At 43.7% G+C, this 16,071-nt stretch carries 15 protein-coding genes; 9 read left to right on the top strand and 6 right to left on the bottom strand.

Going from position 1 to position 16,071, the window contains the following annotated elements; all coding sequences use genetic code 11:
• Window positions 1-169 precede the first annotated feature (169 nt).
• On the top strand, window positions 170-655 hold the full coding sequence (locus tag LQZ07_RS22655; RefSeq protein WP_152785671.1) for an ABZJ_00895 family protein: 486 nt from the start codon (window positions 170-172) through the stop codon (window positions 653-655).
• Between the two features lie 29 nt (window positions 656-684).
• Here the strand turns inward: LQZ07_RS22655 and LQZ07_RS22650 are convergent, their stop codons facing one another.
• Window positions 685-1,062 carry a cysteine-rich CWC family protein gene (locus LQZ07_RS22650; RefSeq protein WP_249483400.1) on the bottom strand — a complete coding sequence of 126 codons (378 nt, stop codon included), beginning with the start codon at window positions 1,060-1,062 and terminating at the stop codon, window positions 685-687.
• 74 nt (window positions 1,063-1,136) lie between these two features.
• Window positions 1,137-2,069 (bottom strand): alpha/beta fold hydrolase, encoded by a 933-nt coding sequence (locus tag LQZ07_RS22645; RefSeq protein ID WP_152785669.1) that lies wholly within the window; start codon window positions 2,067-2,069, stop codon window positions 1,137-1,139.
• A gap of 97 nt (window positions 2,070-2,166) precedes the next feature.
• Here LQZ07_RS22645 and LQZ07_RS22640 point away from each other — a divergent pair, with 97 nt between their 5' ends.
• Window positions 2,167-3,189, top strand: coding sequence for a GlxA family transcriptional regulator (locus LQZ07_RS22640; RefSeq protein WP_194164220.1), 1,023 nt, complete (start codon window positions 2,167-2,169; stop codon window positions 3,187-3,189).
• A 48-nt stretch (window positions 3,190-3,237) separates the two neighbouring features.
• Here LQZ07_RS22640 and LQZ07_RS22635 read toward each other — a convergent pair whose 3' ends face one another.
• Window positions 3,238-4,134, bottom strand: coding sequence for a LysR family transcriptional regulator (locus tag LQZ07_RS22635; protein ID WP_152785665.1), 897 nt, complete (start codon window positions 4,132-4,134; stop codon window positions 3,238-3,240).
• Window positions 4,135-4,451: 317 nt separating this feature from the next.
• On the opposite strand from LQZ07_RS22635, the gene LQZ07_RS22630 reads away from it, so the two are divergent.
• Entirely contained in the window at window positions 4,452-6,470 is a 2,019-nt protein-coding gene (locus LQZ07_RS22630; protein ID WP_152785663.1) for a methyl-accepting chemotaxis protein, read from the top strand.
• 54 nt (window positions 6,471-6,524) lie between these two features.
• Here LQZ07_RS22630 and LQZ07_RS22625 read toward each other — a convergent pair whose 3' ends face one another.
• Together LQZ07_RS22625 and cutA are read right to left on the bottom strand one after the other, a co-directional pair.
• Complete coding sequence (locus tag LQZ07_RS22625; protein WP_152785661.1) at window positions 6,525-8,318, bottom strand: protein-disulfide reductase DsbD; 1,794 nt, start codon at window positions 8,316-8,318, stop codon at window positions 6,525-6,527.
• The gene (gene cutA, locus LQZ07_RS22620; protein ID WP_152785659.1) at window positions 8,294-8,614 is read right to left on the bottom strand and encodes a divalent-cation tolerance protein CutA; all 321 of its coding nucleotides are present in this window, start codon (window positions 8,612-8,614) and stop codon (window positions 8,294-8,296) included. Before cutA ends, LQZ07_RS22625 begins: the two co-directional genes overlap by 25 nt.
• Before the next feature lie 193 nt (window positions 8,615-8,807).
• Here cutA and LQZ07_RS22615 point away from each other — a divergent pair, with 193 nt between their 5' ends.
• A complete protein-coding gene (locus LQZ07_RS22615) occupies window positions 8,808-9,290 on the top strand; it encodes an FxsA family protein (protein WP_016402037.1) in 483 nt (160 codons plus the stop codon).
• Between the two features lie 72 nt (window positions 9,291-9,362).
• On the opposite strand, the gene LQZ07_RS22610 is transcribed toward LQZ07_RS22615, so the two are convergent.
• Window positions 9,363-9,545: a hypothetical protein gene (locus LQZ07_RS22610; protein WP_016402036.1), complete on the bottom strand. Its 183-nt coding sequence runs from the start codon at window positions 9,543-9,545 to the stop codon at window positions 9,363-9,365.
• Between the two features lie 331 nt (window positions 9,546-9,876).
• Between LQZ07_RS22610 and LQZ07_RS22605 the strand changes: the two genes are divergently transcribed.
• The 5 genes from LQZ07_RS22605 (at window position 9,877) to LQZ07_RS22585 (ending at window position 16,058) form a co-directional block, all read left to right on the top strand.
• Complete coding sequence (locus tag LQZ07_RS22605; RefSeq protein ID WP_016402035.1) at window positions 9,877-10,167, top strand: co-chaperone GroES; 291 nt, start codon at window positions 9,877-9,879, stop codon at window positions 10,165-10,167.
• Window positions 10,168-10,219: 52 nt separating this feature from the next.
• Window positions 10,220-11,878: a chaperonin GroEL gene (gene groL / locus LQZ07_RS22600; protein WP_152785657.1), complete on the top strand. Its 1,659-nt coding sequence runs from the start codon at window positions 10,220-10,222 to the stop codon at window positions 11,876-11,878.
• A 225-nt stretch (window positions 11,879-12,103) separates the two neighbouring features.
• Window positions 12,104-13,294 (top strand): tyrosine-type recombinase/integrase, encoded by a 1,191-nt coding sequence (locus tag LQZ07_RS22595; RefSeq protein ID WP_152785655.1) that lies wholly within the window; start codon window positions 12,104-12,106, stop codon window positions 13,292-13,294.
• Window positions 13,295-13,753: 459 nt separating this feature from the next.
• Complete coding sequence (locus LQZ07_RS22590) at window positions 13,754-14,152, top strand: hypothetical protein (RefSeq protein WP_152785653.1); 399 nt, start codon at window positions 13,754-13,756, stop codon at window positions 14,150-14,152.
• A 559-nt stretch (window positions 14,153-14,711) separates the two neighbouring features.
• Window positions 14,712-16,058, top strand: coding sequence for a hypothetical protein (locus tag LQZ07_RS22585; RefSeq protein ID WP_152785652.1), 1,347 nt, complete (start codon window positions 14,712-14,714; stop codon window positions 16,056-16,058).
• The last annotated feature ends 13 nt before the right edge of the window (window positions 16,059-16,071 follow it).

Here is a 16,071-nt window from a genome sequence, read left to right as displayed (position 1 = left end):
TCCAATTCGGAATTATGTGTACGTAAACAATTTAAAATTGTGAGCTGGAATTTTTCAGCGCAGATTAAATTGATATTGCGTAAGTAGAAGTGTTTGGGCTAATGCTAAATTTTGTCGTCTTAGTGTTAATATGCGCGGGTAGTTTAGGCAGTAAGGTTAAAGGAAGAGCATGCAAACGGCTGAAGTATCACTTAACAAGTACCTAATGTGGTTCGCACTGGTTTATTTAGCCAGTTCGTTAGTTTTTGGCACAGTAGTGTCGTGGTTGGATTTAGAGTCGAATAGTTTTTTGGGCATTATTGTCCTTATGCTGTCGGCCTCCATTGCGGTGCAGTTTTTCGTGAAAGACCATCAACGGGCGCTTATGCGTGCAGAGCTACGTTACTTGAGCTTTTGGTCGTGGCTTGCCTCGGTGTTTATCTCTGTAGTAGAGCTATTAGCGGTATTTGCCTATTCGTTTTACGAGATCTATGGCGTTATCGCGTGGCTAGATGTGCAAGCCGAGCTAGCTGCTTTATTGTTTGAACTGTCGATTGACCTGCACGCACTTTATGCAATTATTGCCGTTGTATTGCTCATCTTCTGGGGACTAACTCGCTTAGCCTATGGCTTTGCTAATAAAGCTTTCACTAAGCAATTAAACACTTTGGCTTAACTGTTATTTGCTGCTGGGTTTGTTTGAGTTTATTTAGGATAAGGGCAATGTCGACAGCCATTACCGCAGCAGGTGCCTCGTTTTAAGTGATACCAAGCGCTAAAAACCATTAAGCCATCTTCCATGCTGAAGTCTAGATGTTCTTGCAAGGCAGCTTGTTGGTTAGCTGGTGTTCGGTAGCGTGCCGCTAATTCGAGTAATTCATGATGAGGCGTATTGGCTATCAACAGCGATAATTTCTCGGCCAACTTTTTGGATAAGCATGTTTGACAAAGACACGCCCGCTCATTGAGATTTGCGCTTACTGGCAAAATAGCTGGCATATTCATACACCAGCATTGTTCATTGGCCGTACAGCCGACTGAGGCTCCGCAGCCTGGGCAATCTGAAAGGACTTGTTGTGCCACGAGCATGTTTCTTGGTTAATGTCTTTTATTCGAGCATAAAGTATTTAGCCTTTGCTTCCTATGTGAGTTTGCATTTAGTGGCTTTGATTTCCAACAAAACTGACAGTCTCAGCAATAACATGAGGGTCTTTTAGCAGGCGAAAGTGGCCTAACCCTTCTGTTTGCTGGTGTTTTGCGTTTGGCCAGCACTGTTGAATTTGCTTAAACTGTTGTTGGCTAACTTCTTGGTCTTGGCTATCACTAATTAACAAACCTGGCGTAGCTTGCGGGGTTAAGCGCTCTACACTAAACAATTGCCAGGGATCCTCTCCCGCCAACAACTTCTGCATTTTTTGTCCCACTTGTTCTTTAAAGGTAGCTTTAAGCTTTTGACGTAGGCTTAGTAGATTGGCATAGGTGGAAAACATTTCTTCTACATCTAAATGTGGGGCTAACATAACTAGCTTGGTTGGAGCAAAACCGCGTAACTGGGCTGTGGTAGTGGCCATAGCACCAAAGGAATGAGCAAGTACACAGTGCACCTTGGCAACTTGCTGTTGAATGGCCATTAAGCTGTCGCTAAATTCGAGTAAGTGGCTATGAGAATCTTGATGACTGCCGTGCCCTGGGGCATCAAATGCTGCAACTTGGTAGCCAGCATCAACCAAAGGTTGAATAAAATGGCGAAACTGCACGCCGCTGCCGCTCCAGCCATGCAAGCAAACCACTAAAGGTCCTTTCCCCCATAAGTGCAAGGGTAGCTTATGTTGATTTACCTTGAGTGTGATGGTTTGCTCAGCACTTTGCCAAAAGGCTTGAGTATTAGGGCTAACCTTCCGCTTAAAAACACGAAACCATAACCTAGCCAATGTGTTTGCCGCCCAAGCTTGATTGACTAAGCCGGCCAGGTTAAATGCTAACCCTGCTGCTTGAAAACGTAAGGGCACCACTCGCTGGTGTCGTTTTTGTTTGTTACTTGGCTGCGGGGTATCACAGTTTAGTGAGTTGGCTTGATTTGGCTGAGTCATATAGTCTCTCCCTGAGATTTAGTCACTAGTATCCTATTTGCTGACAGGCTTAAAAAGTGTCATATTTGCCATTGTGGTGGTGAAAATGGACAGGGCTATGAAAGCTGCAATTTTGTTAATGGATAACTGCTTTGGCACGGGTATTAATGGCATATTAGATGCGCTTATTGCGGCTAATTACAGCTTGATTAAATCTGGTGCCATGCCGTTGTTTGAGTGGGAACTGGTGTCGCTAGATGGTAATAGGGTTACTCCCACCAATGGATTGCGCATTGAGGCTGATTGCGATTTAGCTAGTTTTATAGCGCGTCCTGAACAACCCGACATATGGATCATTCCTGGTATTTATCAATCGGCTAGCAACTTTGAAAAAGTGCAAACGGCGATGCGCCAAAGCGAAGTAATGGTACCTGTGCTTCAGCGGCATGTAGTAGATAACAAAATGATTGTGTGTATGTGCACTGGCGCTTTTTTGCTAGCGCAAGCCGATTTGCTGGGCAAGAATCCGGCATTAATGCATTGGCGTAATGAGCATCATTTCCGCCGTGCCTTTCCGCACTTAACTATTGATAGCCAGAATACCATTGCTGAGTATGGCAATTTACTGTGTTCGATTGGTGGCAGTATGGCTTATGAGTATTTAGTGCTGCGTCTTGTAGAGCGCTTTGCCGGGCATCAAACAGCCATCAATACCGCTAAATTGTTGATGATGGATCTTAATGCCCCGCCAGCTGCGCCTTATCGTGCTCACCAGTATCAGCCGGAGCATCAAGATGCCTTAGTGCAACAGGCACAGCTTTACTTGCAGCGAAATAGCAGCCAAGACATTAGCATGGTGGAAGTGGCTCAAGAATTAAACATTAGTGATCGCCAACTAAAGCGACGCTTTGCTGCGGCCTTAGATTGCTCCCCCTTGCAGTATCTTCAGCGGCTTAGGGTAAATCAAGCTTGCAGCCTACTCGAGGCGACCCAATTACCCAGCAATAAAATTGTATTGGAAGTTGGCTATCAAGACGAAAGCAGTTTTCGTCGTTTATTTAAAAAACAAATGGCAATGACCATGGAAAGCTACCGGCAGCAATTTGGTATTCAACATCAGCAACATATGGCTGTTGGTTAGCAAAGCCATTTAATTTATGAGTAAGAGGGTAAGTAAGTGCTTACATGGCTAAGTCATTGCTTGATGGATTTGCTGTCTAAACCAAGTGTGAGCGGGATCGTGATGGTTGCGATGATGCCAAATCAACGAGTAGTCAAAAGGGCTAACCTCAAAGGGCAAAGCAACCATTGCTAAAGGGCGCTGTTTTAGCAGTTGTTTGGCGATTTTGGCGGGCAAGGTAAGAATGAATCTTGTCTCACTGAGAATTTGCACCGTAGCTGGATAGGAAGAGGCGCGAAATTGAATTTGGCGCTGTAAACCTTGCTGGCTAAGGTGGCGGTCAATATGGCTGTTTTTGTCTGCACCAGTAGTAATGATGGCGTGTGGGTAGCGGCAGTAGTCGCTCATGCTGGGTTGCGCTATCGATAAATAGGGGTGTTGTTGGTGCATTAAACACACTAAGTGATCGGTGCCTAAGGTGGTAGCGTGTAACTCAGTGCTATCCCGGGGAGGCAGTGTCATGCCTAGGTCTACTTCGCCACTGTGTAATAGCCTATTAGTGGTATGGTCCCAGTTACATAGCTCAATATTTAGCTGAGGCGCTTGCTGGTAGATACCACCGAGAACTTTTGGCAGTAAGTGTTCACTTACATAGTCTGAGGTAGCAATGGTGAAAGTACGCTGGCATAAGCTAGGCTCAAAAGCTTGTTGGTGGAGCAAGTTTTCCACCGAATCTAACAGCGGCGCTACTTGGGCTTTTAACTCAACGCCTTTGGGCGTTGCCTGTAGTTGTCCTTGCACTCGCACCAGTAAAGGGTCACCAAATACTTCGCGTAATTTTGCTAAGTGTTTACTCATGGCCGACTGACTTAGGTGCATTTTTTCTGCAGCGCGAGTAACACTTTGTTCTTGCAGTAAATAATATAATGCACTGAGTAAATTTAAGTTAATTTTTCCAAGTTGCATATTGAGCTCATCGTTAGTCTACGTGCCTAGCTTACTCGGCTATAGCGATTCTGTATAGCAAGCCAAAACTAATTTTATTTCATAACTAGAATGTGCTTTGTGCCACGGCTTAAGCCTTGCCTATTCTGGTTTTATGAGCCAAATCACCCTTTTAATCAGTAACATATTATTAACCTCAGCATAAAGATCGAGCAGCTCTCGAAAACGTGTTTTCATAAATTTATATTATGAAAACATAATCTTTAGCAGCTAGTCGCACGGTTATTATGTAAGCGCTTACATACGGAAGTGAACTAATTAAAGAAGTGAGATTAAAGATGCTAGTACATAAAAAATTGTCCATTACCCAGTTGATTCTGGCGACATTTTCAATGCTATGTATCGTATTGCTGGTGCTCGGTTTAGTTGCATGGAAACAAATGCAACAGGCAGAAAACACAATGGGTGAAGTGATCACTCAAGCTTTCCCTTTAATGGGACATACGAACCAGCTTGATCGTAGTTTAACCGCGGTTGAACGTGTGCTGAATAACACCATTCAAGAACGCGATGAACAAAAAGTTAATCAACTTATTGAGCAATACCATCAACGCGTGGCTGATTACCAAGCGGCAGAGCAAGTATTGGTAAATTGGTTGTCGGAAAATGGCGTAGAAAGCGAAAACTTTAGCCTTGTTCAACAGCAAAATGAATTGTTATTCGAAGATGCAGAATACCTTATTGAGTTGCATCAAGATGTTATCTCTAGTGGCACATCCTTGTCTGAGCGTACCGCTACTTTTCAAGGCATTTCCTTACGTATTAACTTGTTGTTAGGCCAACTGTTTGATGAAGCAGATCCTAATATGCTTAAAGTATTGCTAGACGCTGTAAGTGCCGATCTCTCGGCAATGCAACTGGCAACCATTAATGTGCTCAACTCAACCGATCCTCGTGAAGTTGGTAAGGTGATTACTAGCAATAATGAAACTAAAAGCTACGTAGAAGAAGACTTTGGTGACTTGATCGTTGAGAAAGAGCTGAAAGGCGTTCAGGGCGAGCATGAACTAGTAACGCAAATTCCTTGGTTGCTTAACGAAGTGACCGCGTTTGGTGGCCTGTTAGGCCAATACCAACAATACCTAATTAAGCAAAACAAACTGATGAAGCTTAAAGCATCAATTACTGATCAGCTACAAGATGTGAATAGTAATTTAAGTGCACTTACTGCAGAGAGCCAAAGCGCCACCGAGCAGCAAATCGAAGAAGCTTCTGGCAGCATTTCTACGTTGATAAACAGTGGTGCGGTGGTTATTCCACTTACTATTTTGTTCTGTATCGCCATGGGTTTAATTATTCAGCAGTTGATTAGAACTCCGCTGAAGCAATTGATTAATACCCTTAAGCACTTAGCAGATGGTGATTTGAGCCAGCGTTGTCAGTATCAAAGTGGCAACGAGTTTGGCATGTTAAGCAATCAGCTAAACCAAGTTATTGAACAGCAGCGAGACACCGTAACGGGCTTGCGTGAAAAGAGTGAAGCGCTAGGGCAAGCCTCTACTGTAAACCGTCAGCACGGTAGCGACATAATGAAGCAGCTCGATGAGCAGCGTAGCCAATGTATTACTGTGTCGGCCGCCATGACCGAAATGGAGCAGGCGATTCAAGATGTCGCGCGCCGAGCAGACTCTGCTGCACAAGGTATGCGAGAGATCAGCGATAGCACTCAAGATGGCGTTCGTCTCACCGAAGAAGCCTTAGAAAACAACCAAGCTTTGGCCTCAAACATTGCTAGCTCAACCGACAGAGTGAAACATGTGAGCGAAAGTAGTAACGCTATCTTTGGCATACTAGAAGTGATTGAAGGCATAACCCAGCAAACTAATTTGCTAGCGCTTAATGCCGCCATTGAGGCAGCACGTGCGGGTGAGCAAGGCCGCGGGTTTGCGGTAGTAGCCGATGAAGTTCGCCAGTTAGCCCAGCGTACTGCCTCTTCTACCACCGAAATTCAAACCATGATTGGTGGTTTGCAGCAAGATACCGAGCTAGCCGTGAAGGAAATTGAGCAGTGTAATAAGAGCATGGAGCTAAATGCGAGTAACGTGAATGCGATTAACCAAAAAATTGGTGATATTGCTAGCCACATTGAGCATTTATCGCTGCTTAACGAAGAGATTAGTGTGGCAACTAACCAACAGCAAACCACCAGTGTTGATGTGTCTTGCAGTATGGAAACCATCTCTAGCGCTGCTCAGCAAAACCTTACAGTTGTAACAGAGCTAAACCGCTTGAGTGATGATTTGGAATCTGTTGCCAAAGAGCAGGTAGATTTAGTACAAGGTTTTAAATTTGCCTAAGCTTCACTCGCACTAATGAAATTTAAAAGCCACCCTAGGGTGGCTTTTTTTGGCTTATAAACCGTTAAGGATTAAATGTGCAGTAAAGGCTTCGGCGTTCATAAAGCCGGTGACTCTGGCTTGTTTTAACTCTTCACCGCTTTGGTCAAACAGCAATATGGTGGGCAAACCTAGCACTTCATAATGATTGAGCAGCTTAATGGCTGTGGCATTAGTTTGAGTAACGTCAGCTTGGATTAATACCATCTTATCCAACTTGGCAGCAACTTGCGGAGCGTGAAAAGTCTTGCTCTCAAAATCTTTACAGGCGGTGCACCAGTCAGCATAAAAATCCACTAAAGCTGGTTTGCCTTGCTGTGCCGCTAGTTGCAGCTGTTGCTGCATTTCTTCTAGGTTGGCCACTTGAATAAACTCTCCCTGCTGCTGGACTGGCGCAGGTGCAAACCATGGTTGAGCGGCCCACAACAAGCTGATCGCCATTATTGCTAGCAGCAATAGCTGTCTAAAGGTTTGCCAGCCACTTAATAGGGCTAAGCGGTTTTGATGATAGTAATAACCACTGGCGCCAATGATTAATGCAGCCCACAGGGTGCGAATAGCTTCGGCAGATAAAAAACGCTCTAGCATTAAAATGGCAACCGCAAGCAGCATTACTCCAAAGAAGGTTTTTACGTGGTTCATCCACGCCCCCGCTTTTGGCAGTAAACGACCGCTGCTAGCGCCTAACAGTAACAAGGGTAAGCCCATTCCTAAACTTAAGCTGTATAGGGTAATCGCGCCTAAGGCGAGATCGCCACTTTGCGCTACGTAAATCAGTACCCCAGAGAGTGGGGCGGCGGTGCAAGGAGAGGCGACTAGGCCAGATATCATGCCCATAATGGCAGCACCTGATAACGAACCTGCCTGCTGCTGGTTACTTAAGCTATTTAGCTTTTGCTGCAAGCCGTTGGGCAGTTGCAGGTTAAACAAGCCAAACATAGACAGTGCTAGTACCACAAATAGCACGGCTAAGCCGCCTAATATAACCGGGTGTTGCAGTGCCGCTTGAAACTGTAGACCCGCGCTGGCCACCACTAAGCCTAAGGCGGTGAAGGTAGCCGCCATACCTTGCACGTAGGCCATCGATAAACTAAAAGCGCGCTTAGTGCTTAGCTGTTTACCTGCACCGGCAATAATGCCGGTAAGAATGGGATACATGGGAAATACACAAGGCGTAAAAGCGAGGCCAATGCCTAATACAAAAAACAGCAATACATTTAGCCAAATATTGTTGTTGGTGAGGCGATCGGCCAGCACCCATTGTTGGCTAATGGGTACCGAGCCTTCGTTGTTTGCAATTGGTGCTGTTGTTTTTGCACTGGTCTCTTCTATTGCAGCATTAGCAGCTGAAGATTGTGAAAGAAAAGCTTGCTTGGTTTCTGGTGGGTAACATAAGCCGGCTTCGGCACAGCCTTGATAAGTGACCTGAATATTATTGGCTTGATTTAGCTGGTTAAGCGGCACTGAGAAAGAGACATCTTGCGGGTAAATAAACACTTCACCAAAGTAAGCATCGTTATATAGCTTGCCTTGTGGCAGTAGCTTGCTTAAATCAATCGATTGGCCGTCAGCCACAACTTTAAACTGAGCTTGGTAAAGATAGTATTGCTCGGCAACTTGCCAACTAAGGTGCAGGGCACCGTCTTGCTCAATAAAGTTGAAGGCAAAAGCGCTATCTACAGGTAAGAATTCATTTGCATTAGAACTAGGAGAGGCCTTTAGGCCGGGCAGTTGGTCGAGTAGGTTGTCGGCAATACTCGGTAAGCTCAAGCAGAGCAAAAATACTATTGTAAAGAATCGTTTAGCCATTTCAGGTAGTCACTCGCTCCTTGTTCAATGGGTAGCGCAATAAATTCTGGGCAATCATAGGGATGATGCTGTTTAAAATAACACTGTAAGGAATGTAAGCAGCGCAAATTGGTTTTAATTTGCAGCTGTACCTCACTACTGGATTCAATATTGTCTTGCCAGCGATAAATAGACCTGACTTGCGGCAAAATATTAACACAAGCCGCCAATTTTTTTTCTATAAGCTGCTGCGCAAAGCGCTGAGCAGCATCTACATTATCAAAAGTGGTGAGAACTAAATAGCAAGCGGTTTCCATATTGAGCCTCTGGTAAGCAGATGTCACTTTGAGTGTAGAAAGTAGCTATTGAAGCGCCATTAAATAAGCGAAATGTCCTGTTGTTTGCTGGTTTATTGAGCATAAGCCTTTAAATTTGCTCCGACTGCCCTCATATTTTACCCTTAAGGTGAAGCAGATTTTCAGCTTCTCCATGACTTTGAGGAACTACGCCTTGTTTTTATATGTATTTTTATTGTTTGCTGGCCTGTCTTACGCAGAGATTTATGTGTTGATTCAGGTGGGCAGCCAAATGGGCGCGTTAAGCGCTATTGCCTTAACCATTCTTACTGCATTGGTTGGTGCATCTCTAGTTCGTAGCCAAGGATTACAAACCGCTTTTCAGGCGCGTTCGGCAATGGAGCGAGGAGAAACCCCTGCTCAACAAATGATTGAAGGCCTAATGCTAATCATTGCGGGTGCAATGTTAGTGATGCCAGGCTTTATTACCGATTTCTTCGGTTTGCTTATTTTACTACCGCCACTACGAGCGCTATTGGCTGCTCGAGTGTTAAAGTCTCAGGCCTTAAAAATGCAGTCTATGCGTTTTCAAACACCAGGGGAGGGCAATGTGAAAGACGCCAATCCACCTAGCGGTAAGGTTGATAATAAGCCAGGCAGCACCATTGAGGGTGAGTTCGAAAGAAAAGACGATTAATAGCAAAATTTGGATATAAAAAAAGAAGGGCAATAGCCCTTCTTTTTTTATCGATAATTGTTGCTCAGGCAATTAGTGCCTTTGTGTTACCACACGAGGATTCAAGCCTTTGCTGGTAGACAAAAACGAATCAAACTCGTCGGAACGTAGATGCTCTTCGGCTTCTTTAACGCTACCTTGAAAAGGTAAGTAAACAGTTTTCTCTTTGCTTAGAAAACCACTTAAACGCTCAAATGCAATATAGATTTGCTGCATAATCAAGTGCTCCCGCTGTTACGCCAAATAAAACCAACATTTGTTATTAGTTTGTTATCTAATTGTTGGTATAACTGTCTAGTACGACCAGTCGCTGTGATCCTGCTCAAATTTTTGTCTGGGTTCAAGTGTTTTTTGTAAAATTTGTAACTGAAAATGTTTTCATTTTGATATTGGCCAAGTTTTTAAGACAAAAAACCAAAAAAAAATTGCTAGCAACCCTTGTATGCAGCGTTTACGCCCCCATCTTAAATTCAACATTAAAGCTTTGTGGCCCTTGGCTGCATTTTCATAGACAAAACACGATTGTTTTATTTAAGGAGAGATAGCAATGAACATCCGTCCGTTGCATGACCGCGTTATCATCAAACGTAAAGACCAAGAGAGTAAATCAGCTGGTGGCATCGTGCTTACTGGCTCTGCGGCTGAAAAGTCGACTCGTGGTGAAGTACTTGCTGTAGGCAAAGGTCGTATGCTTGACAATGGTGAAATCCAAGCCTTAGACGTAAAAGTTGGTGACACTGTTGTATTCAACGAAGGCTACGGCGTTAAAACTGAAAAAGTTGACGGCGAAGAAGTGCTGATCATGTCTGAGTCAGACATTCTAGCAATTGTAGAATAATCTCCCTTTTTTCTGGTTAAGAAAAAGCTGAACGAATATTAGGAAAGGTATCATGGCAGCTAAAGACGTAATTTTTGGAAATGATTCTCGCAGCAAAATGCTAGCGGGTGTAAACGTACTAGCAGACGCAGTTAAAGTTACACTAGGCCCTAAAGGCCGTAACGTAGTGCTAGACAAATCTTTTGGCGCACCAACCATCACTAAAGATGGTGTTTCGGTAGCTAAAGAGATCGAACTAGAAGACAAGTTCGAAAACATGGGCGCACAAATGGTGAAAGAAGTTGCTTCTCAAGCCAACGATGCTGCCGGTGACGGTACCACTACTGCTACAGTATTGGCTCAAGCTATTGTAAACGAAGGCCTAAAAGCCGTTGCAGCTGGCATGAACCCAATGGATCTTAAGCGCGGCATCGACAAAGCAGTTGTTGTTGCTGTAGAAGAGCTTAAAGGTTTGTCTGCTCCTTGTGCAGATACTAAAGCGATTGCCCAAGTAGGTACTATCTCTGCTAACTCTGATACCACTGTTGGTAACATCATTGCTGAAGCAATGGAAAAAGTTGGTAAAGAAGGCGTAATTACTGTTGAAGAAGGCCAAGCGCTAACTGATGAGTTAGACGTAGTTGAAGGTATGCAGTTTGACCGCGGTTACCTATCTCCTTACTTCATCACCAACCAAGAAAACGGCACTGTTGAACTAGACAACCCGTTCATTCTATTGGCTGACAAAAAAATCTCTAACATTCGCGAATTGCTTCCTTTATTAGAAGCTCTAGCTAAAGCGGGTAAGCCATTGCTTATCATTGCTGAAGATCTAGAAGGCGAAGCGCTAGCTACTTTGGTAGTTAACAACATGCGCGGTATTGTTAAAGTATCTGCTGTTAAAGCACCAGGCTTTGGCGACCGTCGTAAAGCTATGTTACAAGACATCGCTATTCTAACTAACGGTACTGTTATCTCTGAAGAAGTTGGCCTAGAGCTAGAAAAAGCTACTTTAGAAGATTTAGGTAGCGCGAAGCGTGTAGTTATCTCTAAAGACAACACAACTATCATTGATGGTGTTGGTGAAGAAGCTGCTATTCAAGGCCGTGTTTCTCAAATTCGTCAGCAAATCGAAGATACTTCTTCAGACTACGACAAAGAAAAACTTCAAGAGCGTGTAGCTAAACTAGCTGGCGGTGTAGCAGTAATTAAAGTTGGTGCTGCTACTGAAGTTGAAATGAAAGAGAAGAAAGACCGCGTAGAAGATGCTCTTCACGCTACTCGCGCAGCAGTAGAAGAAGGTGTTGTAGCGGGCGGTGGTGTTGCACTAGTTCGCGCCGCAGCAAAAGTTGCTGGCCTAGAAGGTGACAACGAAGACCAAAACGTAGGTATTCGCTTAGCACTTCGCGCTATGGAAGCCCCACTTCGTCAAATCGTAACCAACGCAGGTGACGAAGCGTCTGTAGTAGCTAACAAAGTGAAAGAAGGCGAAGCTAGCTTCGGTTACAACGCTGGAACTAGCGTATACGGTGACATGCTTGAGATGGGTATTCTTGACCCAACTAAAGTAACCCGTTCTGCACTACAGTTTGCTGGCTCTGTTGCTGGTTTGATGATCACTACCGAATGTATGATCACCGACAAGCCAGAAGACAAAGCTGCTGGTGGCGCTCCAGATATGGGCGGCATGGGCGGCATGGGTGGTATGGGTGGCATGGGCGGCATGATGTAATCATCGCTCCAGCTATTCATAGAAACTCATGAAGTTTCTTGAAGCCCGTAAGGCATTGCTTTACGGGCTTTTTTATTCCTTTAGATATTCAGTTAGTATCATGCTATTTCATAAAGCGTCAAAATTGGTGGGGTACAAAGTGGGGTATCGTCTATAGTAGGACTTCAATTTATTTGCTATATTTTTGTAAATACCCCACTTTATACCCCAAAAGTACCCCACCTTATGGCCTTAACTGCTTTAGAAATCAAGTCAATATCTTGCCCAGAAGGTAAGTCTAGCTCTAAAAAATATGATGCTAATGGATTGTTTTTGTTGGTTAAATCTAGTGGGTCTAAGCTTTGGCGCTTGCGTTACAAATTCGCTAACAAACACCAAGAAATGGCTTTGGGAAAGTACCCCAATGTCAGTTTAGTTAAAGCAAGGAGCTTAGCTAAAGGTGCTCACCTAATGCTCGCTCAGGGCATTAACCCCATGGACGAAAGGCGTAAAGCGAAAAAGAAGCATAGCTCACCCGAAAAAACGTTTGAGTGGGTTGCTTTACAATGGTGGGAAAAACAAAGAGAAGCATGGTCCGAAGAGCATGCTAATAGAATAAAGCGTTGGCTAACCCGAGATGCAAAAGAGATATGCCAATTAGCCATAGAAGAAGTTGATGCCGGGCACATCACCGAATTGATGCTTTCGATTGAAGCCTCAGGAGCTCCAAAGAAAGCTCCGACCATTTTATCTGTAGTTAATCGAGTATTCGCTCACGCTTTAGCTCATCGTTTGATTCGAAGTAATCCTGCTCAGGGGTTATCACTAAGAGATATCATCGCACCTTTACCCAAAGTCAAACATCAAGCCGCTATAACAAACGAGAATGAACTAGGTGCTCTCATCAGGGATATCGACAGCGATCGTTCTAGCGGTTATTGCACGATAGAAGCATTACGTCTGATTCCAAGGTTATTTTTAAGGCCAAAGGAAATTCGACATTTAAAGTGGTCGTATATAGATTTTGAAAACAAAATTATCCGGATCCCGGCTGAAGATATGAAGCGAGGGAGAGAGCATTTGGTGCCATTAGCTACGCAAGTGGTTGAGCAACTTAAGAGTATAAGGCTTGTCACTGGATACTCTGAATTTGTGTTTCCTAGTGAGAGGGATGGCAATAAGCCAATGAGTAAAAACGTAATGACAAATAGGCTTCGATCTTTAGGATACTCAGCCGATGTTATCTCTGCGCATGGTTTTAGAAGTACAGCATCAACATTACTGCACGAGCAGGGGTGGAAACATGACGTTGTTGAAGTGCAACTTGCTCATCTAATCGGCTCGGCTACTTCCAGAGCTTATAACCGTGCATTGTATTTGAAGAAGCGAAAAAAAATGATGCAGAAATGGGCGGATTACTTAGATTCACTCAAATAACCCGATGTCTGGTAAATCCTAAGAACTCTCGGCACTTTCCGGGTTCTAAGAAACGGTTAACCGTAACTCGAAATTGCCCCAAAGCTTGTTATGCCTTCTTATGAAAAACACAATCTCCCATGGCTCTTTCCATAGCAAAACTAATGGTTTTGAATCTCGACTTTACTAGTTGTTAACGAGGAAATTTTGAATTAGTTCAGCTTCCAAGGTTTGCGCACTTTTTAACTGTGTATTTGCACAGTATTTCTGGTTTTGTTTGCGTCATTTGTCAAAGCAATCAATGAAAGAAATGGATCGACGATTGATTGATGCCGAGTAAAAAACTATGGTAGACAATGGGTTAATATCAAATCACTAATTGATGAGCGAATGTGATGAAGGTCATGTTTTTTGTGATAGGCCGCGCGCTCATTGAATGGGATAGACCGCACGTGCGGCCTACTTAGCGTTAGGTTTTTTATGAATTCACTTGCGAGTCCACTCGGTGAGACTGATGACTACACCGAGTTTCAGGTCGGGAGCAAGCTGGTTTGGGTATCGAAGCGTAATCCTGTCGCAGAAGGAAACGTTCAAGCAGCCAGCAGGTGTTTTTCTGGTTTCTGGTCTGCGATTCCGGACGTTGAGAAACTGGCTGAAGGTGCATCTAGGCAATGCTATCCGGCTCTTTGGTCAGAGCATGATGCGAGCGAAGCAGAAGAATCTCCCTTATGCGTTTGGGGGCTCTGGTTTTATCCAGATACTGGAGAGGCTCACTACGAAGTGAATTACAACCATTGCTATACCGGTGAAGCGGATTTCCCTGATGATGGGATTATGGTTATCAGGAACTCAAGCGGGGCCTTAACACTTGGCGGATGAACCTAACAAGGCAAATCAGCAAGCACTCGTCGCTGCGCTCCTCGCGTGGACAAAGGCCACATCGCGGCGAGCCGCTGGCCTTTGCCCCTGTTTGCGGCGTTAGGTTTTTTTGGAAATGTCTATTTCAATTCATAATTGTACGGATATAGGAAAGGTTGTAATGGTGCTTTGGGGTATAGCATTTTTTACCTTCGTATTTTCCATTATCGTATTAGGTAATAACCAAAGAGAAGATTATGAACCCGAGAGCAGTAGACAGAAAATCATACAAGCCTTACTTGGATTTTATTTTCCTCGGAGTGCAATAAAAGAGCGGGTTATAGGTTGGTATAAACCGTACGTCATCTCATTCACTATGTTAATTCCTTTATCTTTGGCATTTTTGGGGGCCGTGGCAAATGGGTACTTATGTGTACCATCGTAGAAAACCTAACAATACAATTAACGACCGGCCGCAAGCGGCCTCGGACCTCCGTTCCGGCGCTTCGCGCCTGCACTGCGGCCCGTTATTGTAGGCGTTAGAGCTCTTGGAACTAAGACTTAACTTTGATTGAGAAATATGCAAAAAGATATTCATTTTAAATTTATAGGGTTTCATGGAAGTGATGGCCGATGCCACATACGCTTAACTCAGGCAAGTAAAGATAAGCCTTTAGTAATCGTTTGTTCACAATATAAAAACTACTACGGTACATCAGTAACAAACGCTCTTGAACTAATTGCAGAAAAGCTATTCTATGAGATTGCAAACGGAAGAATTGAAGATGTTTCCTTTGGCTTCGATCTTCCGATATATGAACAATGGCATTCTGATGCAAACAGCTTTGACAAGCTCCTGGCTAAAGCACTACCGAGTAAATATCATCACAGGTTCAAAGATAGACTTTTAGATATTCTAAAGATATTCAATGAGATAGTGTGGATTGAGCATTACCCGAAAGATGTAGGATTACTCCAAGATACAGCATCAGCAAGTATCGTACGATTAGATGAAAACGGAAGTCCTCATTGGCAGCATAGAATTCATAGTTCGGACTATTCAGATATAGGGCTTGAACCGAATGGTCTTTTTGTTAGTGGAAACGAAATAGATCTGGAATTTGTCAAAAATGTATCGGAGCTAAAGACATTCCAGCCAACTGATGATCCAAAAGACTCTACAGTAAGTGACGATCTAGAAAGTATAGAAATAGATACCTTAGAGTTCAGGCAGTGTAGATGGATTAACAACCTATTAGACCTTCTTCCAGCTAAGATTCATACCGAACGAGCCGAGATTGGGGATGAACAGGATGCGTCTGTTGAGGAGAAGTATGTTCATAGGCTTATATCAAATATTCTAGCACTCAAAATGCCTGTTTCTGAACTTTTCGAAAGAGACTTTCCAATTTCAAGGCGCCTTGAAATCTATAAAGGTGGGAGAGAAAAGGAATGTGACTTCGTTATCTATCACCCAGAAAATAAAGAGCCGCATTCACTTATTGAGGTTAAAAGGACTTCTGATTCAAGTACTGATCTTAAATACGGTGTTCATCAAGACCTTGCCAGACTTGCTTTATGTACTAAGAAGTTTGGTTGCTTCTCATACATTCTAGTAAGTGGTGATTCACAGCTAATAGAGAAAGAGCTTATGCCCACTTCAGGACCGTCATTGAGTGCCTCATCAGGTATTATTAAATTGAACGTTTCTCAACTTACCCTTGATAGTGAATATCCATCACTGCTAGATGATGCTGATCTAAAATCAATATTTATAAAGCATCAAGGTTCTGGAGGTGAGGGAAAGTCAACGGTGTATATATGGGAAGTATCTGACGATAAAGATAGCTTGACTTCTCAAAGACCATACGAGTTTTACATAGTTGGACCGAAAGCTCTAACAAACCAAAGCACACGGACGCAATAAATTGCGCCAGTGT

The sequence above is a fragment of the Agarivorans sp. B2Z047 genome (assembly GCF_023373605.1).
GTDB classification, from domain to species: domain Bacteria; phylum Pseudomonadota; class Gammaproteobacteria; order Enterobacterales; family Celerinatantimonadaceae; genus Agarivorans; species Agarivorans albus.
The sequence above is the reverse complement of the archived record's forward strand: the minus strand, read 5'-3'. Positions and strand labels throughout refer to the sequence as shown.

What these genes read in the sequence shown, in the direction of transcription:
- LQZ07_RS22645 (WP_152785669.1), bottom strand. Translation starts at nt 2,069, where the DNA reads ATGACTCAGCCAAATCAAGCCAACTCACTAAACTGTGATACCCCGCAG.
- LQZ07_RS22635 (WP_152785665.1), bottom strand. Translation starts at nt 4,134, where the DNA reads ATGCAACTTGGAAAAATTAACTTAAATTTACTCAGTGCATTATATTAT.
- LQZ07_RS22640 (WP_194164220.1), top strand. Translation starts at nt 2,167, where the DNA reads ATGAAAGCTGCAATTTTGTTAATGGATAACTGCTTTGGCACGGGTATT.
- LQZ07_RS22610 (WP_016402036.1), bottom strand. Translation starts at nt 9,545, where the DNA reads ATGCAGCAAATCTATATTGCATTTGAGCGTTTAAGTGGTTTTCTAAGC.
- LQZ07_RS22630 (WP_152785663.1), top strand. Translation starts at nt 4,452, where the DNA reads ATGCTAGTACATAAAAAATTGTCCATTACCCAGTTGATTCTGGCGACA.
- LQZ07_RS22605 (WP_016402035.1), top strand. Translation starts at nt 9,877, where the DNA reads ATGAACATCCGTCCGTTGCATGACCGCGTTATCATCAAACGTAAAGAC.
- LQZ07_RS22625 (WP_152785661.1), bottom strand. Translation starts at nt 8,318, where the DNA reads ATGGCTAAACGATTCTTTACAATAGTATTTTTGCTCTGCTTGAGCTTA.
- LQZ07_RS22595 (WP_152785655.1), top strand. Translation starts at nt 12,104, where the DNA reads ATGGCCTTAACTGCTTTAGAAATCAAGTCAATATCTTGCCCAGAAGGT.
- groL (WP_152785657.1), top strand. Translation starts at nt 10,220, where the DNA reads ATGGCAGCTAAAGACGTAATTTTTGGAAATGATTCTCGCAGCAAAATG.
- cutA (WP_152785659.1), bottom strand. Translation starts at nt 8,614, where the DNA reads ATGGAAACCGCTTGCTATTTAGTTCTCACCACTTTTGATAATGTAGAT.
- LQZ07_RS22585 (WP_152785652.1), top strand. Translation starts at nt 14,712, where the DNA reads ATGCAAAAAGATATTCATTTTAAATTTATAGGGTTTCATGGAAGTGAT.
- LQZ07_RS22655 (WP_152785671.1), top strand. Translation starts at nt 170, where the DNA reads ATGCAAACGGCTGAAGTATCACTTAACAAGTACCTAATGTGGTTCGCA.
- LQZ07_RS22590 (WP_152785653.1), top strand. Translation starts at nt 13,754, where the DNA reads ATGAATTCACTTGCGAGTCCACTCGGTGAGACTGATGACTACACCGAG.